This window comes from uncultured Lactobacillus sp., assembly GCF_947367125.1.
In the GTDB taxonomy this organism is placed as follows: Bacteria; Bacillota; Bacilli; order Lactobacillales; family Lactobacillaceae; genus Lactobacillus.
Map to the genome: position 1 here is coordinate 1 of NZ_CANBCQ010000043.1, position 21,152 is coordinate 21,152.

31 protein-coding genes are annotated in these 21,152 nt (G+C 34.2%); 25 read left to right on the forward strand and 6 right to left on the reverse strand.

The window, feature by feature from the left end; all coding sequences use genetic code 11:
- A partial coding sequence (locus tag Q0Y84_RS10600) for a thioester domain-containing protein (protein WP_297953413.1) occupies positions 1-1,004 on the reverse strand: 1,004 nt, incomplete at its 3' end.
- 214 nt (positions 1,005-1,218) lie between these two features.
- Between Q0Y84_RS10600 and Q0Y84_RS10605 the strand changes: the two genes are divergently transcribed.
- Positions 1,219-2,274, forward strand: a complete 1,056-nt coding sequence (locus tag Q0Y84_RS10605) for an SLAP domain-containing protein (protein WP_297953415.1) — start codon at positions 1,219-1,221, stop codon at positions 2,272-2,274.
- Positions 2,275-2,350: 76 nt separating this feature from the next.
- Here the strand turns inward: Q0Y84_RS10605 and Q0Y84_RS10610 are convergent, their stop codons facing one another.
- Complete coding sequence (locus Q0Y84_RS10610) at positions 2,351-3,208, reverse strand: hypothetical protein (RefSeq protein WP_297953417.1); 858 nt, start codon at positions 3,206-3,208, stop codon at positions 2,351-2,353.
- Between the two features lie 275 nt (positions 3,209-3,483).
- On the opposite strand from Q0Y84_RS10610, the gene Q0Y84_RS10615 reads away from it, so the two are divergent.
- The 22 genes from Q0Y84_RS10615 (at position 3,484) to Q0Y84_RS10720 (ending at position 15,147) form a co-directional block, all read left to right on the forward strand.
- The gene (locus Q0Y84_RS10615) at positions 3,484-3,771 is read left to right on the forward strand and encodes a DUF3850 domain-containing protein (RefSeq protein ID WP_297953419.1); all 288 of its coding nucleotides are present in this window, start codon (positions 3,484-3,486) and stop codon (positions 3,769-3,771) included.
- Positions 3,768-4,508: a hypothetical protein gene (locus Q0Y84_RS10620; RefSeq protein WP_133477149.1), complete on the forward strand. Its 741-nt coding sequence runs from the start codon at positions 3,768-3,770 to the stop codon at positions 4,506-4,508. The genes Q0Y84_RS10615 and Q0Y84_RS10620 overlap by 4 nt, the downstream gene beginning before the upstream one ends.
- Positions 4,509-4,576: 68 nt before the next feature.
- Complete coding sequence (locus Q0Y84_RS10625) at positions 4,577-4,729, forward strand: hypothetical protein (protein ID WP_297953422.1); 153 nt, start codon at positions 4,577-4,579, stop codon at positions 4,727-4,729.
- Between the two features lie 67 nt (positions 4,730-4,796).
- Positions 4,797-5,012: a helix-turn-helix domain-containing protein gene (locus tag Q0Y84_RS10630; protein ID WP_297953424.1), complete on the forward strand. Its 216-nt coding sequence runs from the start codon at positions 4,797-4,799 to the stop codon at positions 5,010-5,012.
- An 18-nt stretch (positions 5,013-5,030) separates the two neighbouring features.
- Positions 5,031-5,285: a hypothetical protein gene (locus Q0Y84_RS10635; protein ID WP_297953426.1), complete on the forward strand. Its 255-nt coding sequence runs from the start codon at positions 5,031-5,033 to the stop codon at positions 5,283-5,285.
- Between the two features lie 48 nt (positions 5,286-5,333).
- Complete coding sequence (locus Q0Y84_RS10640; protein WP_133477770.1) at positions 5,334-5,549, forward strand: hypothetical protein; 216 nt, start codon at positions 5,334-5,336, stop codon at positions 5,547-5,549.
- Positions 5,542-5,871, forward strand: coding sequence for a hypothetical protein (locus Q0Y84_RS10645; protein ID WP_133477146.1), 330 nt, complete (start codon positions 5,542-5,544; stop codon positions 5,869-5,871). The genes Q0Y84_RS10640 and Q0Y84_RS10645 overlap by 8 nt, the downstream gene beginning before the upstream one ends.
- Positions 5,871-6,182 (forward strand): hypothetical protein, encoded by a 312-nt coding sequence (locus Q0Y84_RS10650; RefSeq protein ID WP_297953430.1) that lies wholly within the window; start codon positions 5,871-5,873, stop codon positions 6,180-6,182. The genes Q0Y84_RS10645 and Q0Y84_RS10650 overlap by 1 nt, the downstream gene beginning before the upstream one ends.
- Before the next feature lie 19 nt (positions 6,183-6,201).
- Positions 6,202-7,083 (forward strand): sce7726 family protein, encoded by an 882-nt coding sequence (locus tag Q0Y84_RS10655; RefSeq protein ID WP_297953432.1) that lies wholly within the window; start codon positions 6,202-6,204, stop codon positions 7,081-7,083.
- Positions 7,084-7,094: 11 nt separating this feature from the next.
- Positions 7,095-7,409 (forward strand): hypothetical protein, encoded by a 315-nt coding sequence (locus Q0Y84_RS10660; RefSeq protein ID WP_297953434.1) that lies wholly within the window; start codon positions 7,095-7,097, stop codon positions 7,407-7,409.
- Between the two features lie 25 nt (positions 7,410-7,434).
- The gene (locus Q0Y84_RS10665) at positions 7,435-7,773 is read left to right on the forward strand and encodes a DUF6440 family protein (RefSeq protein WP_297953436.1); all 339 of its coding nucleotides are present in this window, start codon (positions 7,435-7,437) and stop codon (positions 7,771-7,773) included.
- Positions 7,774-7,791: 18 nt separating this feature from the next.
- On the forward strand, positions 7,792-8,961 hold the full coding sequence (locus Q0Y84_RS10670; protein WP_297953438.1) for a hypothetical protein: 1,170 nt from the start codon (positions 7,792-7,794) through the stop codon (positions 8,959-8,961).
- Between the two features lie 2 nt (positions 8,962-8,963).
- The gene (locus Q0Y84_RS10675) at positions 8,964-9,563 is read left to right on the forward strand and encodes a hypothetical protein (RefSeq protein ID WP_297953440.1); all 600 of its coding nucleotides are present in this window, start codon (positions 8,964-8,966) and stop codon (positions 9,561-9,563) included.
- A gap of 13 nt (positions 9,564-9,576) precedes the next feature.
- Positions 9,577-9,738 (forward strand): hypothetical protein, encoded by a 162-nt coding sequence (locus Q0Y84_RS10680; RefSeq protein WP_166635798.1) that lies wholly within the window; start codon positions 9,577-9,579, stop codon positions 9,736-9,738.
- A 15-nt stretch (positions 9,739-9,753) separates the two neighbouring features.
- The gene (locus tag Q0Y84_RS10685) at positions 9,754-10,230 is read left to right on the forward strand and encodes a hypothetical protein (protein WP_297953444.1); all 477 of its coding nucleotides are present in this window, start codon (positions 9,754-9,756) and stop codon (positions 10,228-10,230) included.
- Positions 10,231-11,021: 791 nt separating this feature from the next.
- Positions 11,022-11,552 carry a hypothetical protein gene (locus Q0Y84_RS10690; protein ID WP_297953446.1) on the forward strand — a complete coding sequence of 177 codons (531 nt, stop codon included), beginning with the start codon at positions 11,022-11,024 and terminating at the stop codon, positions 11,550-11,552.
- Position 11,553: 1 nt separating this feature from the next.
- The gene (locus tag Q0Y84_RS10695; protein ID WP_297953448.1) at positions 11,554-11,763 is read left to right on the forward strand and encodes a hypothetical protein; all 210 of its coding nucleotides are present in this window, start codon (positions 11,554-11,556) and stop codon (positions 11,761-11,763) included.
- Between the two features lie 3 nt (positions 11,764-11,766).
- Positions 11,767-12,369 carry a hypothetical protein gene (locus tag Q0Y84_RS10700; protein WP_297953450.1) on the forward strand — a complete coding sequence of 201 codons (603 nt, stop codon included), beginning with the start codon at positions 11,767-11,769 and terminating at the stop codon, positions 12,367-12,369.
- Positions 12,370-12,618: 249 nt separating this feature from the next.
- The gene (locus Q0Y84_RS10705; protein ID WP_297953452.1) at positions 12,619-13,479 is read left to right on the forward strand and encodes a hypothetical protein; all 861 of its coding nucleotides are present in this window, start codon (positions 12,619-12,621) and stop codon (positions 13,477-13,479) included.
- 192 nt (positions 13,480-13,671) lie between these two features.
- A complete protein-coding gene (locus Q0Y84_RS10710; RefSeq protein WP_005729948.1) occupies positions 13,672-13,938 on the forward strand; it encodes a hypothetical protein in 267 nt (88 codons plus the stop codon).
- Positions 13,928-14,275, forward strand: coding sequence for a MazF family toxin-antitoxin system (locus Q0Y84_RS10715; protein ID WP_297953455.1), 348 nt, complete (start codon positions 13,928-13,930; stop codon positions 14,273-14,275). The genes Q0Y84_RS10710 and Q0Y84_RS10715 overlap by 11 nt, the downstream gene beginning before the upstream one ends.
- A 623-nt stretch (positions 14,276-14,898) precedes the next feature.
- Positions 14,899-15,147, forward strand: a complete 249-nt coding sequence (locus Q0Y84_RS10720) for a hypothetical protein (protein ID WP_297953457.1) — start codon at positions 14,899-14,901, stop codon at positions 15,145-15,147.
- A 178-nt stretch (positions 15,148-15,325) separates the two neighbouring features.
- Here the strand turns inward: Q0Y84_RS10720 and Q0Y84_RS10725 are convergent, their stop codons facing one another.
- The 4 genes from Q0Y84_RS10725 to Q0Y84_RS10740 form a co-directional block, all read right to left on the reverse strand.
- Positions 15,326-15,670 carry a hypothetical protein gene (locus Q0Y84_RS10725; protein ID WP_297953459.1) on the reverse strand — a complete coding sequence of 115 codons (345 nt, stop codon included), beginning with the start codon at positions 15,668-15,670 and terminating at the stop codon, positions 15,326-15,328.
- 20 nt (positions 15,671-15,690) lie between these two features.
- A complete protein-coding gene (locus Q0Y84_RS10730) occupies positions 15,691-15,897 on the reverse strand; it encodes a hypothetical protein (RefSeq protein WP_297953461.1) in 207 nt (68 codons plus the stop codon).
- 5 nt (positions 15,898-15,902) lie between these two features.
- Positions 15,903-16,097 (reverse strand): hypothetical protein, encoded by a 195-nt coding sequence (locus Q0Y84_RS10735; RefSeq protein ID WP_297953463.1) that lies wholly within the window; start codon positions 16,095-16,097, stop codon positions 15,903-15,905.
- A gap of 77 nt (positions 16,098-16,174) precedes the next feature.
- Entirely contained in the window at positions 16,175-19,429 is a 3,255-nt protein-coding gene (locus Q0Y84_RS10740; RefSeq protein WP_297953466.1) for a hypothetical protein, read from the reverse strand.
- Between the two features lie 219 nt (positions 19,430-19,648).
- Between Q0Y84_RS10740 and Q0Y84_RS10745 the strand changes: the two genes are divergently transcribed.
- Positions 19,649-20,377, forward strand: a complete 729-nt coding sequence (locus Q0Y84_RS10745) for a hypothetical protein (protein WP_297953469.1) — start codon at positions 19,649-19,651, stop codon at positions 20,375-20,377.
- Positions 20,378-20,466: 89 nt separating this feature from the next.
- Positions 20,467-20,997 carry a hypothetical protein gene (locus Q0Y84_RS10750; protein ID WP_297953472.1) on the forward strand — a complete coding sequence of 177 codons (531 nt, stop codon included), beginning with the start codon at positions 20,467-20,469 and terminating at the stop codon, positions 20,995-20,997.
- Positions 20,998-21,152 lie beyond the last annotated feature (155 nt).

A 21,152-nucleotide genomic window follows, 5' to 3' on the forward strand; every position in this document is an offset into this window, starting at 1 on the left:
TTGGCTTGATCGACCTGATCGCCTTCATCATCATTCTTCTTCAGGTCAAACATTGCCTTGATCGAAGTAGTTGAAGGTGGCGTATCTGGCTTGTTTGGCTTAGAAAACGACCAATCATCTTTAACAGTTCCCTTATGAACCTTAATCATTGTTACACCACGTTGTTTACCTGGAGTATAGTAAATAGGTGTTTCTGTAGTATATGAATTGGCAGTAGCTGACATAGAACCATCTTTAGATTTATCTACTAGCTGAACTTGAATTGGAGTGCCAGCTTTAGCAGTTGTTGTAACTGCTTTTCCGTCCTGTGTGGCCTTAAGATTAGTTAAATGAACGGTAACGTTATTCTTTACCTTATCTAAGTCTTCCGTTTTATTAATAGTTAAGGTAGCTGAGCCTTTTTCTTTATCAACATTAGTTGCTGTAATCTTAAGCTTAGTAAGTCCTGAACCAGTCTGCTTTTTTGCATCGGCTAAGATTTTTTTATAAAGCTTTTCTACTGTGGCATTATGTATCGTAATTGATTTTGTACTTTGAGCTTCATGCCATACGGCTAACTGGGTAGCAAACATAGCCATATATTTATGATTGCCTGCACCTAGTTCGGCCGCTGAATGAGATGGATAGCCTGCTCTTAAGACAGCACGTACTGCTCCACTAGCATTACCTTTGTGTGTAGATTTGTTTCCTTTATCTGGAGCCGCTAAGTTAGGATCAAGACAGTAATATACATTACCATCTGTGTCAACCCAGTTCCCTGCGTATTGATCTCTAGCACCATTATTTGCAACCACAGTAGCCCAGCCTAAAGAACCAGGTTCAGTTGGGCGATTGGCAACTGTAATATTTGCTGGGATTGATTTATATTTCTTTAAATCATCGGCAAAAATATGTTGTCCCGATTGCATAAAGATAGGTAAAGCCATACTCAAAGCAGAGAGAATTTTAATTCCCTTACGACTCTTAAGATCTGTATGGTCTTTATAACCATTGCTTTTTTCCATATTTTATTTCCTTCTTTGTTGGATTGTAAATCACAGATAACCCCCGAAATCTGTATTTATATCATAAATTTACTTTTGTTTTTTGTAGTGTATCGTTCCGATTTTAGAAAAATTCAACTTTTTTGAAGAAATCATAGAGTTTTTATGAAATGCATTTTTTCATCATGTATCATTAATTTAGAAATTGAAATAAGAAATATAGGAGGTAACTAACATGTTACAAAAAAAGAGAATCACTAAAGTTTTATCAACCATTACGCTTTCATCAGCTCTATTGCTTTCAGCTACAGTTGTTGCTGGCAACGAACAAGCCAATGTAGTAGAAGCAAGCACTAGCAGCGTAAAACTTACTCACAATGCTTATGCTTACAACTATAAAGGCAAGCGTATTAAAGGAGCAAGAACACTCAAGAAAGGCAGAAGTGTAAAAGCTTACCGCACTAAAACAATTCATGGCAAAAAATACTTATACATTGGGAGTCATCGCTATATTAAGCTTGCAAATGTACACAGAAATAAGAAAGGCAAATCCGTAGAAAATCAGACAGCAACGTCAGTAAATAATATCAAATCAAATGATTTATTTACTGTAAAAGTTACAGATAATGGATTAGGTGAGACATATAAAGCTCCCAATCAATCACCTACTGGTGAATACATTGGAGTCGGACAATCTGTAAAAGTTTACGCACAAGAAAAAGTTAACGGTAAAACTTGGTATAAAATTGGTGCTAACAAATGGATACCTGCTACTGATACTGATAAGTTTGATACGGGAGAAATTAGTTCTAAAAATACTCAAAAAGCAGATACTCAAAAAGATAATCTTTCAACTTCAAATAAACAGAAATATTCAAACATCATAAATTCAAACTTTGCAAATGAAACTGAACAAGCTTTTGTGACCCAATTAAATGAATTACGTCAATCAAAGGGATTAAGCCCCTTAAGCATAGATAATACACTTCAATCTTATGCAGTAACCAGAGCTAATGAAGCCAATACTAAATTTGACCATATTAGACCCGATGGAAGTAGAACTCAATATGCAGAAGTACTTGCAGGAGGAACAGTTAACGACACAAGTACACCAGAGCAAGAAGCCAGCCAACAATTGAGAAGCTTCATCTATCATGATGCAGGCTCTAATTGGGGACATAGAGACATTCTTTTGTCTAGTCAATATACAAAAATTGGAGTTGGATTTGCTTTCGATCCCGTATTAAGTAACGGATTTTTAGGGTACAGTCTTATTGCTAATCTTAAATAATTAGCCACAACGAGTAGTTAAAAAGGAGAACACTGATTTTTCAGTAGTTCTCCTTTTTCTCTTTCTAAGATAGCGCTTATTCTAGCTCTTCAATCTTCAACTCGAAGTCAAGTTTATTCGCTAAGCAATCAAGAACAGCTTTGATCTCATAATCAGGACTATTGATCTGAGCATAGTAATCCGTATTCTTATCATAAACATATTTATGAAGTAAATCACCACTATTGAAGGCAATGTAATTTTCATCTTCTGCAATTAAAGTACTGTTCCAAATGATGCTGAAAGAAGTAACTAAATCGGAAAGAGTGAAATAGGTTTGATCCGCCATCTTTTCTAAGTCACGATCTGACAAGATTTCTTGGCTATCCCAGCTATAGTCTTCTGGTGTGCAGTAATAGTGACCACCTTCAATTCCAGCAAGAGGTAAGTCAATAATCAAAGTATTGGGACGATAATGACTGGTATAGTTTTTTAAAGTCCAATAGCCACGTTCTGCAAACTGATTCATTTGCTTTAACTTGTCTAGCGTAAGCCAGCTATAGTCTACTGAATCAGCGCTCAGTATTTTTTCAAACAAATTTTGCCAAGTATTTAAGTCATTCTCAATATTGGCTTCTTCATCATAAAAAGGGAAAAGTTTTAAATCGTGAGCAATAAAATGACTGTTGCAAACCAGATTCAGTTTATCTTGATCGCTAACATTCTGTCCTGTTTTTATGTCACTTATTAATCGTTGATAGCCTAGAACAAATTGTATGTAATTGTCGGTTACAGTGGGGATGGCTTTGCCATTTTTATCGACAAGATTATCGTCCCAGTTCAAATGTTCTTCTTTGAAAAAGTGAACTGGATAAACCAAGTTATTAGGTTCTTCCATATATCTATCAACTAGATTAAGAATCATTTTGTCCTTAAAATTGATATTTTTCTTCATAAAATTATCTCCTTGCTTTTCCGCCTAAACTTATTAAAAAAGGCCATATATCAACCTTTACAGAGATATTAATTAAAATAAAAAGCAATGTAAAGCATTTTTGCAACTTGCGAATTAAATACTCACAAAAAATAAGAGATATTCATCTGCTTTTGAGAAAAAATTGAGTTTTTCAAAAACAAGACAGCATTTAACACAAATTAGAGAAAACCAGAAATCGCATTTTAAATTAGCTATGATTGTTTGAACAACAAGAAATAGAAAGGAAAAATTAAATGAAAGCATTTACAACAGACGGAGCGTATGAAATTAAAGAACATCGAGTAAAAATCTTTCCTAGCTACTACGAAGCACAAGCTAATGGTTCTAAAAATTTTGAGATTAGAAAGAATGATCGTAACTACCAAGTAGGCGAATTGCTTATTCTGGAGGAATACGATCCAATGACCAAGGAATACACTGGTCGCAAGATCCACTGCTTAATCACTTATTTAACCAATTTTAAGCAGATGCCAGGTTATGTCGTTTTAGGGACTAAGAAGTTAGGAGTTGCGGGATTATGAGTGAAATTACCTTTGCGGACCATCCAGTATTAGCTACTTTTCCGAACCTTTTTGGTAATTGGGATCGAGTAGCTTGCCACCCATTTTATGTAGATGGTGATAAGTATTATCTTGCTTTAGACTATCCGAAATATAGTCATGATACGGATAGGGCTATGGCTTACATCTTTGATGGTCTTAGTCGGTCGATCTTTTATACAGAAGATTTTACCAAGCAATATAACAAGATCAAACCAGAAGGAGTTATCAATCCATCTGAATCAAGAGTAGAACTTATTAAGCGATTGCAACCAATGTTTACTCGGTTCTTAAATCAGCGCAAAGTCTTGCTTAAAGAGGTAGGGAATAGAGGACTAGAAGAATTTCAACTCAAAGCACAAAAAGAAGCAAACAAATTGGGTGGAGGGGTACCAAAAGACTTGCAAGATATTGAACTAACCGATATTGCAGTTTATCCGATTATCGGAGTAGATGCAGTAGTGCAGGTTTATATGGATCACTTTGATAGTGTGATTCACAGCGACATCCCTCCAATGGGTGAAAATAATGGTCAACTGCAACCAATCAATTTACCCAAGACCGATATTTTTGAGCCAAAGCATTGGTATGCTTTTGAAGAAATTGATCGCAAGTATAGAGTTGCTACTGGTAGATTTACTGTTGGTTATGTCGTTAGCGTAGAAGAAAAAGATGATAAGACAGTACTATACTTTCACACGGTAGAAACTACACGGTAAATAATATATGAAGGAAAAGTGTGACGATTATGTTTAAAACGCACCATCATAAAAGCATTGAGGAGCAAATGAAAGACAATCGACTGGTATCTACTGAAATCTACGGAATTCAAGATAATAAGACTAGCTATGAGATTAATGATAAAGACTTGAGCCTAGATGAGCGATTAAGCAAGAATCATTTAGCGTGGTTCAATAGTCCACAAAAATACATGTACTAAGCGTCTGGAGAAAACCAGAAATTGCATTTTAAATTTAATAAAATAAGGTTGGAAAGTGAGCGATAGCATGATTAACTTACACAATCCAGAAATTATGAGCGCCAAAGATGCGTCTATGATTTGGCATAAAAACCCTGATTATGTACGTGCTAGTATCAATTCTCACCCAGAGAAATGGCCTAGGGGTAGTTGGCGTAAGTTTGGCAATACGATTGTTGTTACAAGACGAGGAATGGAAGAAGTAACAGGAATTGCGGATCCTAGACATACGACTGCACACTAGAAAAGATAGGAAATAATCATGCCAAAACAAGAACAGAAGAAAATTAACTTGCAGGTAAGACTAAATGCTATCAGGCCAGAAAAAAATAGATCAAAAATTAAACGTGGTGGCGGTTTGACCCGAACGGAATTAAAGGCAAAACAATCTTTAAGCAAAACAGACAAGATGGCAGAAAATGACTTTGTTCTGTATGTAATTGAAACTTTCGGAGCTTCCATTGGTTTTGGATTGATCTTTTGGTTAATCGTGTTTGAGCTAATCAAGCATTTTTAAGTCTGCCAAGAATGGCACTTCAGCGTGTCTTTTGAAAGGAATATCAGAATGAACAAATACACTGACAGGGCAATTAAAAAGATACTGGTTGCAATTGGAATTTTGTTAGTTGTCGCAGTTTTTTGTACTGTGGTTACTTTGATAGCGTCTGATCGCTTCGTCATAAAAATGGTTAAGCTGATGGCAATCGTTTCTACCAGTGGCTTGATCTTAACGCCAGGAGCCTTATTTTGGTTGTTGAAAGAGGAAAAAAGCAATGAATAACAAAAAAATTGAGGAATTTCTGCGTAATTACGGCAAGATCACAATTGAATATGTAGTTCCAACTGCATATACAGTTAATACAAGGGCACTAAGTCACGAACTGTATCACATCAAAAAAGACGGTGCAATTAAAATTAATAGTACCAGAGATTTGCTTAAATTTGATGAAGTAATTGCTACAAAGGTAGTAGATAAGAAGCAATACATCCCCAGAGAACAAAGATATACGGTAACTACCAATAATGGAGACAACTTATTGGTAATGGGAACAAGCAGAGAAGCCGATCAGGTCGTAAAAAAATATATGGAGGATAAGAAATAATGTATGTTGATTGGAAACTAGAACACTTAAATGCTCAGTACAGCAATGCAGAATTACAATTCTTCTTAATTGTTTCGGTGACAGTAGTCTTAATTGCTTTAGGCTTGGTTGCCAATTATTTAATTAGAAAACAGATCAATAATCCCCAAGCAGAACTTACTGAATCAAGATCAAAGAAATTAGTTCTGGAAAGTAGATTGTTACAAGGTTACATTGCTTTGACTTTAGCTATGACAGTGACTAGTTGCTACTTCTTGGTAAATTACGGTTCAATCGCTCACAAGGTGATTAGCTACATTGCACAACATTAATATAGGAAAGAAAAATTAAATGACTAGGAAAAAAGACAATGATCTTTGGTTTAATAGGTGCTTTAGTAATCAACTGTTAAAGCCATTAGAACAATTTGGTCCTAATAATTTAGAAATTATTAAAAATCCATATGTAGACCTTAATGTGCGTGATAGCTACTTTGAAAGCATTAGCAAAATCTATTCTTATATGGCAGAAAATCACCGCAATGAATATTTCTACAAAAATGAACTATTCAATCAGTTGGTTTTGCCTAAATTGAAAGATCATCGAGTAGGTGCTTTAAAGGAATGGAGATTAGGCAAGGCAATCTGTGACTTCATTACTTTAGATCAAGCAAACGATAATAATTCTACTGTGTGGGAAATCAAATCGGATTTAGATACTTTGAAAAGACTGCCTGAGCAAATACGACAATACTATAAGGCGTTTGCCAACGTAAGCATATTGACAAAACAGGGTTATCTTGAGAACGTAGAAAAAATCGTATTTCCTGAAACAGGTTTGTACTTTTTAGATAAAGACAATCAAATTCAATGCATTCGTCCTGCTACTGCTAAATTAGATTTGCTAGTGCCATATGCTATTTATCGTCTATGGCGAATCAATGAACGAGATGTGATTACTAAATTAGAGATCCCATATTACAGGCGTAACATGTCTAACGATAAATCATTATGGCGAGACCTGTATCAGCGCCAAGCCTGCATGAACTTAGATATAAAATCGATGTTGCGTATGACTAATGAACTATTGACGGACAGATGTAACACTAACCGAACGCCTACATATGATGAATTAATTGCTTTGCCTAGAGCCTTAAGAGAATTGTTTTATTTTGCCAAAATATTGCCAAAGCAACGAAAAAAATTAGTTGAAAGTTGGAACGGTTTAAATTAAGAAAGATACAAATGATGGTAATGAGAAAATTAATTAGTAAAAATGACAAAAGTGTAGTAGAAGTAAGAACTCATGATTTAACTATTAGATTCGATAATGGAATGTTTATTACTATTAGCTCACCTAATAGTTATTACACCAAAACAGGTGTAAACAAACTTAATGAGATTGTTAATGATGTATTGGATCATTTCTCATTAACACTAGAAGGTAAACATCGTGGTAAGTATGGCATTATTGGGCTATATGGTATTCCACATAATATGCCCTTAGAAAAAGCAACTGCTAAACTTCCAAATTCCTTGAGTTTGGAAGAAGAACAGTAATCTATTGAAAGGAATAGTACCTATAATGGCTTTTACTAACAAAAATCTTTTGGCTACGACTACCATACTTTTGGCAATGTTGACCTTATCGGCTTGCGAAGAGAGCAAAAGTGCTAGTGCTGATAATATTAAAGATGAGAATATTACTACATTAAATGAAGAACTTAATCTAGGGTCTGCGATCATGGTTAACGAAAAAACAGGCGTTGAGTATATCCTGATTCGAAATAATGGAGGAATTACGCCTAGAATCGACAAAAATGGCAAGCCCGTTATCAATCAGCAATGGTTAAAAAAGCATGAAAAAAAGGAGCTTAAAAAGAAAGTAAATAGAGAACTGCAAAAATTCACAGTTCACAATTAAAGAGAAGGAATAAGATAGATGACTACTAAAACACTTAGCGCAGACGAGTTTGGACTCGGCTTTTTAAAAGCAATTCAAAGGCATATGCATGAACAAGCTGATATGCCAGTAGCATTTGATAAGCCTAACGTTTTCTACTACACTCCAAAAATTCAGTCAATGGTAATTGATGAGAATTTTTTTGAAGAAGTTGATTTAGAAAAAATGACTAAAGCTAGTGCTTACTTGAAAGCACATCCAGAACAGAAGATCCCGAAAGAGATTTTAGATGTTGAAAGTTTACGGACGCAAATCGTATTTAATGAGCCTAAGAGTTGGAAAATGAACATCGATGCAAAACTTTTTGACAGCAATGCTAGAAAGCTGATGGACTATTCAATCAATGATTTTAAATTTGGTTCGCCAGTGCCTAACAAGTCTATGATCTTTCCATATATCAAGGATGGAAATAAGAGATTTTATGGCATTCTATTGCCGCTTCCAAGGCTAAAAGCAAATATGCAATATCAACTTGAGGTAGTAGAAAAATATGAGTTTCATCCAGAAAATTTGATGCCAGCTCATTTTACCCGTAAGGTGATAGTCCCGCTTGAAGTCAATAATGATAACAGTTCTGCTAGTTTTGACTTCTACAACAAAGGAATTGAACATCACAAGGATTATCCTGACACCGATAGCTGTATGTTCTCTTTTAGCGAATTAAACCATAAGGTCGATCCGTTTAAATGCGGTATCCAGAACGTATTTGGCGCGCAGAGCTTTTATTCTGGAATTAGGTTTTTGCCGAGCTTGCTACTAATGATTAATTTATTAGCTATCTGCAATGAATATTGTGATGCCAAGTTAGATTTAACCGATACGGCTTATGACTTTGGAGACAATGTTGACTACGATAAAATTTCAAAACTGTTGGACAACTTCTTAGATTTTGGTACAAAAAGTTTTTTTGCATCCCTAGTAAATGCCAAAATCACTACAGGACAACAATTGAAAGAACGTAATCACAATGGTTTAGGTAGCATTAATGTGAACCTGTTTCCACAGATTTATGCTACTAAGATTTCAGACGACCATAAAATTGAAAACAGATACCATGCAACCGAATCTTGTTACCAAATAAGGAGCAGATACGACTTTGAGGAGTTATGCCCTAAAGTTCTGTTGCATAGTAAAAAAAGAGGAGAGTAAAAATGCTTGATCTGACTGTTAGCGTTAGTCTACTACATCCAGTTCCTGAATTCTTTGTGGGATTTGTAATTATTTGTGGAGTATTGCCTACTATAGCAGTTATTTTCCTTTTAACTGGGATAGCAAATGATATAAAGGGGGCAGTAGCATTTTTGGTGATTTGTCTTTTAGTAATATTACCCATGGTTTCTGGCAAAAGTAAAGCGGATGGAAACTCTGAGGATATAAAGAAATATCATGTGTTAGAAAAACGTTTGTTACTGGATAAGGTGGCAAATGCCAAAGTGCATGTTGAGCAAGTTAGTAATCATAAATTTCTTGTTCAGCAAGACAAGCGTAAGGTCTTAAGCGCTGAAATTTATGGTAAAAGAGCAGATATTATTCCAATAAGTGATGAAGGAAAAGCATATTTAGAGGTCGCTAACTATGTAAAGAAGCAACAGAAGAAAAATAAAATGGTAGCCAACATCAGAATTACGCCTAGTCTAAGTTCAACCAGTGGTTCTTATGAAACGACTAAGGGTAAGTTTAGGGTTATTTGCTACGCTGACGAGAAAGAACAACATAGAATAGGCAAGGCAACTAAGGTTCTTAAATATTAATTGGTAGAAAAAGATGCAAGAATCATTTGTAGTAGCAGTATTTATCTTAGTTCCGGGTATAGCAGCAGGCTTGACGTTTTTTGGAAGTAACGAAGAAAAGGAATTAAAAATTTTTATATCTCTTATCTTGATTTTAGGGCTTCTAATGGTGTTAATGCTAGTGCTAGTAAGTTAGAAAAGAAAGAGCGTAATGATGATGACACTTAGCGTAATGATGATGACACTTAAGGAAAGACAGCGGATTAGATTTTTCAAAATTATTAATTTCTGTCATCAAATGATAGATCTTTTAAATGGAGCAACTGTTCAAGGAATAATTTTAGATGAAGAGAGCTGTAGACTAACAATACTTAATAACCTTAATCATGTTCCCTTTTCTAAATATAGACGTTGGCGAATAAAAAAATATCTTGATAAATCAAATTCATATATTGATGAACAAAAACTAAAAAATTATTTGATGAAAACACAAGCCTTTTATGATGTGTGGCTTCAAGATATAGATTTCTATGCGAACGACTATATCCCGATGGATAAGCTAAGGCTTCAAAAATTATATCTGAATAAACTGCCTAAACTGCCTGTCTACCTATCTGAGTCCCAGAGAAACAGATATTTACGTTATCATAACAATCCAAATAAAGAGAAAGGCAAAGATAAAAAATGAATGATAGTAAATATGTAAAAATCATAGTATTTCTAGCAACAATTGTGACTATGCTAGTTGGTAATTTTGTCTACGATCTTAGTAAAACAATAGATTTTGGCAAAGTAACAGGCAAAATTGCATTTATGCAATTGATAATGGTTTTAATAGGATTTTTAGCTTGTCTCATTATGACTTTGCTCTATATATTCGTCTTTGATCCGAGTCGTGAAAATTTTTTTAGATGGATAGTTACAATATCACTAATTTGCTTAACGACATTTGTCATGGTCAAGTTTGTAGTTCCAACTACTTTGCCAATGTTTCTAAATGAGCTAATAAAAAGATAGTGAAAGGCATTTGTGCTTTGACGGTAATAAAAAAGGAGTAATTCAAATGACAAATATATTCAATAATATATTCATCAATGAGAAAAACAATAAGAAAAAGAAAATAAAGAGATTGAAGAATACTTTGAAGCACTGACATTTTTGTAGAAGGCTCTGAGAAATATTCAAATCTTGATTCAGAAACTCGCTTAAAGGCCGCCTCATGGTGTTTCAACAAAATCATAAAAAGAATGCACAAGTATGATGAAAAAATATTCTTGCATATTTATCAAAGGTAGCTGAAAGCGAGTCAACAAATGAAAAGGTTTCAGAAGCTTTGTTATTTGCACAAATAACAAATTCTAAATCGTTTAAGGATTTTGATAACCTGCTACATGAAATGTTGAAGAACTAAAACATGGTTATCAGTAAAGTTCAGCCGAAGCTGTATTCATAAAATCTCGATATGTACGGGGGAAAATCATGAAAGGTGTATTTTTTGTTTCCAGAAATAAAGACAATAAGGATGTTAAAGATTTTAAGCAAAGAAAGATTTCTTTTTTAACTGATAAAAGTCTTGATGAGCTAAAAGGAAAATTTGATGCCTTTGTTGCTAGAGGTGTTAAGGGCGAACTAAGCCGCTCTTATATTTCCATTAACGAACGAAACAATGAATCAACAATTAAGGACTTGCAACATTATTTGCTAGATCATCCTACTTTTTCCGCAACCAAATTAGAAAGTAAAGTTACAAGTTTGGCAATGCAACCACAAAATGCCGCTGAACATAAATGGTTATTTGACTATGATAGTTCCAAGGATTTGGACCGTTTTGTTGAAGACTTAACACTAGAAGGCTTTAAGGAAAATGAGATTGAAGTTCATAAGACCGTACATAATTACGCTGTAATTGTGTCTCATGGCTTCGATTCAAGAAAGATTCTCGCAAAGTATAAAAATTGTGAGCTTAAAAGGGATGCAATGTTGTGTGTAAAGTGGGGGATTAAAGAATAAAATGCGTCAAATACTTAGTGCTGATAAAGCAAATGATTTAGCACAAAAAGCTAATTCAAGTTACATGATTGCCAGTTACATTAAAACTATTCAGGATAAATATTTCCGCTTAGATGAGGAAGAGTTAGTTCAAGTCTTAAATAGACTAATTCAAAACAATGTATCAGCAGGTAAAAGAAAATTGTTAGGTTACATGAGAAAGGAAAAATAGAAAATGTTTAATTTAACGGTTAATCCCAACTTATCTTCTGCAGGGGAATTTGAAAATACAATCCTAGTTATATTCTTAAATATAATGCTTCTTTATTTCCTTATCTCAGGGATTGTAGTAACAGTTTCAAACAAAAAAATTGGCCCGAGAATGTTACAAGCAGGTGTAGTAATCGTGTTTAGCGGAATGCTACTAGATTTTATTGCTATGAACAAAAAAGAGGATATTGCACTAGATAACTATAATGTTTTAGAAAGTTCTTTACTACTTGATAAAGTTAATAATGCAACAATTGATGTCGAATTAACTAGTGCCCACAAATTTATTGTTGAGCAAAATGAAATAAAAAATTTAACAAGTACAGTACATGGCAAAAAAGTAGTAACAACTACAGTAACAACTACAGGTAAGGCATATTTGAAAGTTGTCGATTACATTAAGGATAAGCGAAAGAAAGAGCCTACAGTAAATATAAAAATTACTCCTGGTATAAGTAATACCGTGGCTTCATATGAGACACCAAAGGGCAAATTTAGGGTTATCTGTTATGCTGATAATCAGAGCAAGCATAAGGATAAGAAATCTACTACAGTTCTCAAATACTAGAAGGTATGAGGAAAAGGTGGCGAATATATTGAGGGGAGGGATGCGAGGAAAACTTAGAAAATCGTAAACATTGTAAAAGGACTAATCTAAATCAGATAGAAAGGATAGACCCTTAAGTAATATTAACTTTGCTTTTACTGAAAATAATAGCAGAAAGCATGGGATTTTAATCACGGTGTAGTTCATTTTAATGGAATTTAGCCTACCTAAGCTGATTCCCTTTCATTAATTTTTTAAAAGGACAACATTATGCGAGACTACGAAAAAGAATTTAAAGATAAAATTGCAAATTTAGTTAAAATAAAAGAAGAAAATGGTAATAACCAAGGAGCTAAACTTAGCTACAATGACCTCATTGTGCCTAAATTTGTTACAGTCATTCAAAAATATGAAATGCGAGCTAACAGACATGAACATCATATTGGTTTAATCGTCTCTTTGCTTCCAGAATGGGCGATTAGCTTCAATCAGATAGAAAAGCCTGCACCTGGTATGAAAACAGCTGTCACGCTTGAAGAAGAACAGGAGCAATTCGACAGCTATTATCAACAACATCCTGATAAGACAAAACCTGTAGATATGTGGAAAGCACCCTTAGCTATTCGTTATGAGTATTTTGATAATGTATACAACCTTAATACTGGAACTATGAAAGCAGGACATAAGTTTTTAACTTATCAAGAAGCGGTAGAGATATTTACCAAGGATGAAAAGTTTCAAGAATCAGTTAAAGACCATGCCGTTGTAGTAGGTAAGTACTGTTTGCAATATGTTTACTTGCAAAAGCAAGAAGATAAAACTAAGGCGCATCCCTACTGGGTCTATCCTAAACACTATAAAGCAATCATTGACAAAGCTACCTATGATAAATTGAAAAAAAATCAAGCCTTTGTTTGCAAAACCAAATTACCCAACAGCGATACTAACGTAGAAAAGACCGCTATTAATTTGTTTGTTAAACCTGCTACTAGATATGATGTGGAACATTTTAAAGAACTTGACCTAGTTAAAACTACAGAATTAGATAAGGATCAGAAACTAGCAGTTAATAATTTTAAATATCGGGAATATATTCAACGTAAACAGAAACAGCAAGCTAAAGAAAAATAAATGAAGCGAAGCGACGCAGAGCAATCTGTGCCGCTTATTTTTCCTTTTAGAATCATTTTTTCTTGAATGAAAGCGTAAGTCAGACTGTTCGCAAAAAAATTCTAAGATTATTAAAGAAAGCTAAGTGTAAGGTTTTACTGTACAAAAGCCTCACATATAGAGTATAATAGAGTGTATCAGGAGGTAATAAACATGACTAGAATTCAAGCAAATGTGAACAAAGATGTTGTTGACCGTGTTAATTACATATTAAAATCTGTTGGTCAAACACCTACAAGCGTAATTAATTCTCTATATCATGCTATTGATAACACGGGAGCTATTCCTTTTAAGATGGGATTAACTCTCGAACAGCGCAACTCATTAGAAATTCAAAGATTAGCTCTGAAACAAAAGCCTCAAGTGATTAAAAATGCTAAAGAGTTTGAAGAAATCTGGCAGGATGAAGATGAGGATTAACGATGTTTACACGGCTTATGTAGCTTGGAATAATGGTGGCAAAAATCGACCAATTCTTATATTAAAAGAAGATGCAGACAACGTTTATTTTTATCGTATTACAACAAAGTGTAAGAATAAGTCACGTGCTATGAAAGCTATTCGCTATCCAATAGTTGATTGGCAAAAAGTAGGTTTGAATAGGAAATCTTATGTTGTAATTGATAGACCATATCAAGTGAAAATAAGCTTAGCAGAGTTTAATTATGTTGGTCGATTAACAGCTAATGACATAGAAGGCTTAAAGAGCTTCATAACTAATTATCAGAATCATCAAAAAAGTAAAAGCAAACAGTAATTCAATTAAAGTTGCTTTGGAAAAATAAGAAATTTAAAGAGTACAAAAAACGATCAAGATTTTCTTTTTAAGAATCTTGATCGTTTTTAATTATCAAGAATTTGGCACCTTTTTTTGATTTAAAACGTTTAAGTTATTCATAGTTTTAGCGGCAACTACTTGAATTATTACTCTAAAGATATGACATACATCTAAGATCGTGATGTAGTGGCTTAAAACTGAAATTGCGGTTCCTACCATAAAGAGATGACATACATCTAAGATTGACTTTAGCAAATGTAAGTTTAATTATAGGGTTCCTACCATAAAGGAATGACATACATCTAAGACAGGTATTCTTTAATACTTATCTTAGAATATATCCAGAAACCAATTGCTATCAGACCTTAAATGATAATTAGATTATAACATAACTGTTCGTAGGATCGATTTTCAAAAAATACTACTTATTTGCTTGATTTAGTCTCGAATAACCTTGTTTGTTTTAGTGTCAACACAAATTTCATAACCGCTATCAGCACCATTGGGATCAGTTGAATCTACTTGATCTGGCTTGGCAATGATGTAAACCAAACCGGTGAATTTTGTACCTTTGTAATCAGAAGTTTCACCTTGCTGATTCGATGATTAGTTTTGACGACTGGCTAGAAGAAATAGAATATAGTGACGATAGAGTAGAGGTAGCACGAAATTGGTTTACTATTACAGCTAAGACCTATGATAGTATAAGAGCAGAGATTTGTAGCGATCCATCTCCAAGAGAAATCAAAGGAGATAATAAGCAGAACATATTTACAATAAATAATCATTATAGAGGTAGCGTACAAAGAACAATAGTTAATGCTCTGACTGAAATTAAAAAGATTTCCTAAAAATTATCCAATTTAAAATTTGAAGTAGCATCCCTTTAGTAGTTATCGAAATGGGATGCCTTTTTGTGTGATTGAGATAAAACTGAAAAATGGCGAAAGGAACGTAAGAAAAACCCACAAATGCAGGTAGCAACATTTGTGGGTTTATTACTTTGCCGTGGCAAAAATCTAATAGGATTTAAGCTTCTAACATTTCATCAATAATTGTTTTACATCGATCAATACAGTCGCCAACAGAAACGTGCCAATGATGAAAAGCAGACTCACTCGTATCAAAACCAATGTAGTTATGAGAAAGGATGGTATCATCTAATGCTATCTGACCATAAAAGGTAATTTCACCTTTTAGAGAATTTAGATGTTTTTCTGGGGCTTCAATGTAAAAAGCAAACCAAGAATAAGGCTTCATAAAAGTTACTTTTTTGATGAAATAATGCCGTCCACGATATGTCTCTTTCGTCACCAAAATATCGTCTTGTGCATTAGGACTAGAATTGATTGACGTAATCCTATTCACATTCATAAGTGGTTTCCTTTCCTAATCTAATCTTCTACCTTAGAGAACTCACCGCTGGCTAAAGCCTTATTTACTTCTTCTTTAGTCATTGCTGTAACTAACGCATTTCCATCAGAATCTTGCGCAATTGTATTATCATCATTCATTTTATAATAGGCGGTTAAGCCCGATGATAACAAAAATGATGGAAAACACATTTCAGCAATATTTTTCGGTACCTTTTTTAAAAACATGTAAATCACCTCATAATCATAGTATTTGCAACTAAAAGAATATATCCCAATAAAACAAATGCAACAGAAAAAGTGATATTACCTAAAAATGCAAAAATCAGAGTTAATGCAAAAGAAAGCATCCCTAAAATAGCGGTAAGCCAAAATGACAGTACATAGAACTTGTAATCATTCATTAGCTTTAACAACTTTATTTTCATTTTGTCACCTCATGTCTTTTTTAACTACCGATATTATAACAATTTTCAATGTACCTTTTTGGTTTTATCAATGTGAATTAGTAGGTATTGTTGAGCTTTAGGTTAATTCTTGAGCTAGGGGTTACAGCATTAGGAGCAAAAACATAATCAAAAATTTTGTTATGAGTGGGATGCTGAATATTTTGTAGTTGAACTGGGTTGAGATAAGGCAAATTTTGAATTAATGGGAGAGAATATGTTCCTTTTGGCCACCGCTCTAAAACCGTTCTAAACAGGTCGAGCGGAATTTCATTAAGCCGTAGCTGATCGATAAATGATTGCTTATCCATTTGCAAGGATAGTTTATGCAATTCTGCATACGACCTGGCATGACTGTTGATTGTCCATTTAAGGGGATGCACAAACTCATTGCCGTAGTTGGGGTGCTTCTTAAGAGCTGATTTATTTACAGCACCAAACTGAAAATAATTGTAAATGTCTCGATCGTATTGCAATGTGAGCCAGCGTAATTCCTGATGAAGTTGAACGTTATTTCCTAATCCGCACTGTGGTTGCAATAGGGCAGGAATGGTTGGTCTCCAAGTAGGTAGCCAATTATAAAGTTCTTTATATTGATTAAGCGTGATTGCCGTGACTGGACGCTCACGAGTAGGGTAGACGACTAGGGGCGGACACTGGTCGTCTTTTTGTTCTGCTAAATAAATCTGCTCATAAGTTTGAATGATTGTATCTAAGCTATGCTCATCACCTGCGATAACAGGCTGGATAAATTTAGTTAAAGCGAGCTTGTTATCAAAAATTAACTTACCTAAGAACGGTGTTTTTGTTCTGGAACGTGTATATTGCCAAATACCATTGCCTTGTGATCCTTTAATAGGCTGGTCAAGATCGTTGATCGAAGTAGACGCTAACCTAGGATTATTAATTAAAGTTTTAAATTCCTCAGAGGGGATAAATTGGACTTCCCATTGAGACACTTCATTCAGTTGCTTAGTGTATTGTTGAATAGAGTTTAAGTAATCCAAAGTATAGTTACAACCAAGAATAAACTGTGCTGAATCAATTTGAGCTTCGGATACGCCAGTCAGCACAATTTTTAAGTTAGTAGCTTGTAAATACATCTCGTAGAGATAATGCTTTTCCCCATTATCATCAGTTAAGAATGATTTCAAAAATCGACTACTAAGGCTACCTAATTTGCGCCCTAAATTGCCATATTGTTTAACTTTATTAGTTTGCAAAGAGCCATCAGTAATAGCCATAACTAACAAAATATCACGTTGAGGATGATCTAGCGCGTAGCTAATATAGTTAAGCATTTTCTGAATTTGCGTATTGTTGGCTTCAGTTCGATTATCTAATTCCACAAAAATTTCCTGCCTACGTCCATGGCGTTCAAAACTAATCGTTTCGTCTGCCACAAACGTATATTGCTGATATTTATATTGATTTTTAAAACTTGATGTATCGAAAAGTGTTGGGTCGAAATTCCGATTGTTTATTAAATTGATATTTCTGAGTGGATTATTGAAATCAGCGGTAGGGTATCGAAACGTTAAGCTCGATAGATTATTCGATAAGCTCTGAGACCAAAGTTTTAAATTTAGCAATCCAGCTCGAAAGGCACTCGAAAGGCTTTCTGATTTGTCAGGGATTGAAACATCAGCAATGAGCGAGTCGCTGTAAAAAGCGTAATGGAAGTCAACGTCTATATTTGTGCAATTATGTACATTCATGTACATCCCTGTACGGTCACCTTCATGAAGTTTGCTATCCTTAGAGGGAGTAAGGTCCTTATCACTTTGAAATTGACCTTGCTGTGAAGAACTATCACAGTCTATGTCTTTTTCTGTATTATTATGTCTATCTATGTACATCCCTGTACGGCTGTCTTCATAAGACTTGTTATCCCTAGAGGGAGTAAGACTTTTATCACTTTTAAATTGACATTGTTGTGAGAAGTTATCACGGTCTATGTCTTTCTTTATATTATTATGTACATCTATGTACATCCCTGTAGTCTTAGGCTTATTAGTGGCTTTATGCCTAGAGCTATTAAGACTATTACTATTAAAGGATGGCGTATTAATTAATGGTTTTAGCCTAATATGTGATTTATTGGTATCATTCTTCTTTTCCGCTTGGGCCTGCATCCCTGATAAAAGCTGATCTAATGCTTCCTGAGCTTTTGTAACATTGCTACTTGGCTGTTTAGCCTTACTATCATGTGATTTAACTGCATCCCTAGTACTATCAGAAGACTTATCAGAATCCTTAAAATCAGAGAAATCTGATTCAGAATGCCAATCAGAAATAATAGGTTTGCTCGAACTCTTAGAACCAGAAGCATTAACCAGATTAGTCGCAACCCCAGCGTCCTTAAAACCGCCTTTGGCAACACCATTGGTTTTACGATTATTGCTATTAAAGGAAACAGATATGTTAGATTGAGGTGAAGAGTTCTGCTTACTGATAGTATTACCATTACCGCTGTCATTAGCAGACTGTAATGTGTTAAAGGACTTATTACCGTATATGGGATATAAGTTAATTCTTTGTAAGGATGCAGAACTAATATAGCCATCTAACACAGAATCAAATAGTGTCTTGCTTACTATAGGAATATTAGAAGATAAAGGTAAGTCTTTGTAGTCATTCAAACTCTGACAGTGTCTTTTAATCCAACTAGTAATAGCAGAAGATGTTGCCGTTACGCCTTTTCTGGTTGTTTTTTCTGAATGCTCTATCTGGGTTGTTAAAATCTGGTTGTTTTTATCTGAGCGCTTATGAATACTGAATGTCCCATCAGAATGCATTTGAATCTGGATTTGCTTATCTGGTTTGGTGTTCTGGCTTAATTCAATTTGGCTGTCCTGTTCGGGATGCATATATTTAATTGGCTTATCTGGTTGCCCTAAAGACCTAAAGCTATGAGAAGAAGCTATTACTGGGGAAGTAATTCCATAAGATAAAGACTTAAAGGCAGAAGCATAAAGACTTTGGACTACCACTTCAATAGCTTGCTCATTATGAGAGTTAACAGCAATTAAGGGATCCGTACCTAAAACAATGCCTTGTTGAGATAGAAAAGTACGGCAAGCCTTAGTTGGAATATAAACAGAGCGCGGAACAGCAGAAGCTGTAGTAGCTTTGGATTTTGGTCGTTTAAGAAGTAATCCAGAAAACTGACACCATTTAGATAAAATTGTACGTGGAAACTGAACAGGATAACCTTGAACAATGGAATAGAGCATAGATAATTGACTAGAATTAACAAAGCCAAGGTCACAAATCTTACGTAAAAGAACAAGATCATTTGTTGTTAAAGACAATGATCCTTTAAAACGTTTGGGACTAAAAATAAACATATAAATACCTCCTAAACTAGACATCTAAATAGTATAAGAGTAGCACTTAGGTTTTGTAATTCATTAAAAACTCCAGAAGCATTGAAATCAAAAGGCTTGAGGGATGCAAGAAGTCGACAAATATGCCCCTACTTGGACATAGGTTTTGTAATTATTTTCTGTAATTCATTTTGGGAGGAAAATATGGAAGATTTAGAGGAAAATCAGACAAAAAAAAGAAGACTGGCTGAAGGTCTATTTAAAGCAACCCATTATCGAAGCTATCATTCTTATAGACGATCTTTAAAAGTAGGAAAATCATTCTTAGTGATTGGTATTATCTTTGCATTGACAAGTTTGATTCCGATTTTGTTGTTACAAACGTTAGCTTTGAATATTGTAGTAATTTGTTTGACAGTTTATCTATTAACAGATTATTGGGTTGCGTCTAAAAGTCAAATGATGAAAAAAGAATCCGAACAGGTAAAAAACAGAATATTTGAGTATGCTAATTTAAATGAAAGGATAAATGGTTGGAATCTTTTTACGGGAATTTATGGATCAGATTCATTGGAACTAACATTTACTAATGAAAAAAGCTTTTTAGGAGATGTCCTACGATTAATTAGGGGAGAAGAGTCAACTTTACCCCTAAATGAAAATAATATTGAAGCGATTAAGTATTTTCTTGAACATCAAAATGAACAACAAGGATTTATCGTGTATGCAACTATGACAGAAATGATGGCAGAGAACTTCACGAGAAGAGGAATTGTAGTTAAACAAATTGAAAATAAATATCGTAGTTTGCCGAGCAGGTGGGATTATGCTGTTGCAACTGGCAGATTAGCTAATGCTTTATGGGATTATCCAAGAGATTTTGGTGCTTACATTCTGCGCTATAGCAAAGAAAAGGACAATTTTGAAAAATAAATATTAAAAATCTCCGACTTTTTCTGAAATGACAATTTGTGATTGTTAAACTTAAAAGTGAAGATCGAAGAAAAGAAGGAGTTACTACTATGATTATTACTTTTTATACAAAAGATGGAGCTTTTACCACAGATAAATTTAAAAGCACCGAAGACGCTAAGGAATATTTGGAGGAACGAATTTATCCGATTATGATTCAAGATATTCAAAGCTCAGGTCAAGACAGGGCAGTGATTTATATTCCTAATGCTAATGTCTCAATTCATGCGATAAAGGAACATGGCAATCCACAAAAAAATGGGCGTAATCTTAAGCTTGTCAAAAAAGACAAGAAAGAAAACAAGAAAGTGATTAAGTATAATCTTGAAGATCCAGAGTTGGAGTCAATCATGCTAGATGATAATGATCCTAATAAACAAGATTTTAGTTTAAAAATGTTCGAAAAAATGAGTGCAACACCTCAGCAAATGAAACAGATGGCTCAAGAAAGTAATCGGAGAGAAGTTCAAAACATGGTGTATCGTTATTTCTTACGTCACTTGTCTGCATTATACAATGATCCAGAATGGCAAGAATTTCGACTAAAATATGACCAAGAAAAAAATGGTAAAATTTTTTAGTTTCTAAATAATTTGCTCACATGCTATAATTAACTTGTAAATCATTATTGAAATTTTTATTTTTTCAGACAGCTTTTTAAAGTTGTAACAGCGTCACATTTGACGTATTAGGTGGTTTATTTAGTTTTATTGCTTCCATTGAAGCAGTAGTATGT

What these genes read in the sequence shown, in the direction of transcription:
- Q0Y84_RS10605 (WP_297953415.1), top strand. Translation starts at nt 1,219, where the DNA reads ATGTTACAAAAAAAGAGAATCACTAAAGTTTTATCAACCATTACGCTT.
- Q0Y84_RS10610 (WP_297953417.1), bottom strand. Translation starts at nt 3,208, where the DNA reads ATGAAGAAAAATATCAATTTTAAGGACAAAATGATTCTTAATCTAGTT.
- Q0Y84_RS10615 (WP_297953419.1), top strand. Translation starts at nt 3,484, where the DNA reads ATGAAAGCATTTACAACAGACGGAGCGTATGAAATTAAAGAACATCGA.
- Q0Y84_RS10620 (WP_133477149.1), top strand. Translation starts at nt 3,768, where the DNA reads ATGAGTGAAATTACCTTTGCGGACCATCCAGTATTAGCTACTTTTCCG.
- Q0Y84_RS10625 (WP_297953422.1), top strand. Translation starts at nt 4,577, where the DNA reads ATGAAAGACAATCGACTGGTATCTACTGAAATCTACGGAATTCAAGAT.
- Q0Y84_RS10630 (WP_297953424.1), top strand. Translation starts at nt 4,797, where the DNA reads ATGATTAACTTACACAATCCAGAAATTATGAGCGCCAAAGATGCGTCT.
- Q0Y84_RS10635 (WP_297953426.1), top strand. Translation starts at nt 5,031, where the DNA reads ATGCCAAAACAAGAACAGAAGAAAATTAACTTGCAGGTAAGACTAAAT.
- Q0Y84_RS10640 (WP_133477770.1), top strand. Translation starts at nt 5,334, where the DNA reads ATGAACAAATACACTGACAGGGCAATTAAAAAGATACTGGTTGCAATT.
- Q0Y84_RS10645 (WP_133477146.1), top strand. Translation starts at nt 5,542, where the DNA reads ATGAATAACAAAAAAATTGAGGAATTTCTGCGTAATTACGGCAAGATC.
- Q0Y84_RS10650 (WP_297953430.1), top strand. Translation starts at nt 5,871, where the DNA reads ATGTATGTTGATTGGAAACTAGAACACTTAAATGCTCAGTACAGCAAT.
- Q0Y84_RS10655 (WP_297953432.1), top strand. Translation starts at nt 6,202, where the DNA reads ATGACTAGGAAAAAAGACAATGATCTTTGGTTTAATAGGTGCTTTAGT.
- Q0Y84_RS10660 (WP_297953434.1), top strand. Translation starts at nt 7,095, where the DNA reads ATGATGGTAATGAGAAAATTAATTAGTAAAAATGACAAAAGTGTAGTA.
- Q0Y84_RS10665 (WP_297953436.1), top strand. Translation starts at nt 7,435, where the DNA reads ATGGCTTTTACTAACAAAAATCTTTTGGCTACGACTACCATACTTTTG.
- Q0Y84_RS10670 (WP_297953438.1), top strand. Translation starts at nt 7,792, where the DNA reads ATGACTACTAAAACACTTAGCGCAGACGAGTTTGGACTCGGCTTTTTA.
- Q0Y84_RS10675 (WP_297953440.1), top strand. Translation starts at nt 8,964, where the DNA reads ATGCTTGATCTGACTGTTAGCGTTAGTCTACTACATCCAGTTCCTGAA.
- Q0Y84_RS10680 (WP_166635798.1), top strand. Translation starts at nt 9,577, where the DNA reads ATGCAAGAATCATTTGTAGTAGCAGTATTTATCTTAGTTCCGGGTATA.
- Q0Y84_RS10685 (WP_297953444.1), top strand. Translation starts at nt 9,754, where the DNA reads ATGATGATGACACTTAGCGTAATGATGATGACACTTAAGGAAAGACAG.
- Q0Y84_RS10690 (WP_297953446.1), top strand. Translation starts at nt 11,022, where the DNA reads ATGAAAGGTGTATTTTTTGTTTCCAGAAATAAAGACAATAAGGATGTT.
- Q0Y84_RS10695 (WP_297953448.1), top strand. Translation starts at nt 11,554, where the DNA reads ATGCGTCAAATACTTAGTGCTGATAAAGCAAATGATTTAGCACAAAAA.
- Q0Y84_RS10700 (WP_297953450.1), top strand. Translation starts at nt 11,767, where the DNA reads ATGTTTAATTTAACGGTTAATCCCAACTTATCTTCTGCAGGGGAATTT.
- Q0Y84_RS10705 (WP_297953452.1), top strand. Translation starts at nt 12,619, where the DNA reads ATGCGAGACTACGAAAAAGAATTTAAAGATAAAATTGCAAATTTAGTT.
- Q0Y84_RS10710 (WP_005729948.1), top strand. Translation starts at nt 13,672, where the DNA reads ATGACTAGAATTCAAGCAAATGTGAACAAAGATGTTGTTGACCGTGTT.
- Q0Y84_RS10715 (WP_297953455.1), top strand. Translation starts at nt 13,928, where the DNA reads ATGAGGATTAACGATGTTTACACGGCTTATGTAGCTTGGAATAATGGT.
- Q0Y84_RS10720 (WP_297953457.1), top strand. Translation starts at nt 14,899, where the DNA reads ATGATTAGTTTTGACGACTGGCTAGAAGAAATAGAATATAGTGACGAT.
- Q0Y84_RS10725 (WP_297953459.1), bottom strand. Translation starts at nt 15,670, where the DNA reads ATGAATGTGAATAGGATTACGTCAATCAATTCTAGTCCTAATGCACAA.
- Q0Y84_RS10730 (WP_297953461.1), bottom strand. Translation starts at nt 15,897, where the DNA reads ATGTTTTTAAAAAAGGTACCGAAAAATATTGCTGAAATGTGTTTTCCA.
- Q0Y84_RS10735 (WP_297953463.1), bottom strand. Translation starts at nt 16,097, where the DNA reads ATGAAAATAAAGTTGTTAAAGCTAATGAATGATTACAAGTTCTATGTA.
- Q0Y84_RS10745 (WP_297953469.1), top strand. Translation starts at nt 19,649, where the DNA reads ATGGAAGATTTAGAGGAAAATCAGACAAAAAAAAGAAGACTGGCTGAA.
- Q0Y84_RS10750 (WP_297953472.1), top strand. Translation starts at nt 20,467, where the DNA reads ATGATTATTACTTTTTATACAAAAGATGGAGCTTTTACCACAGATAAA.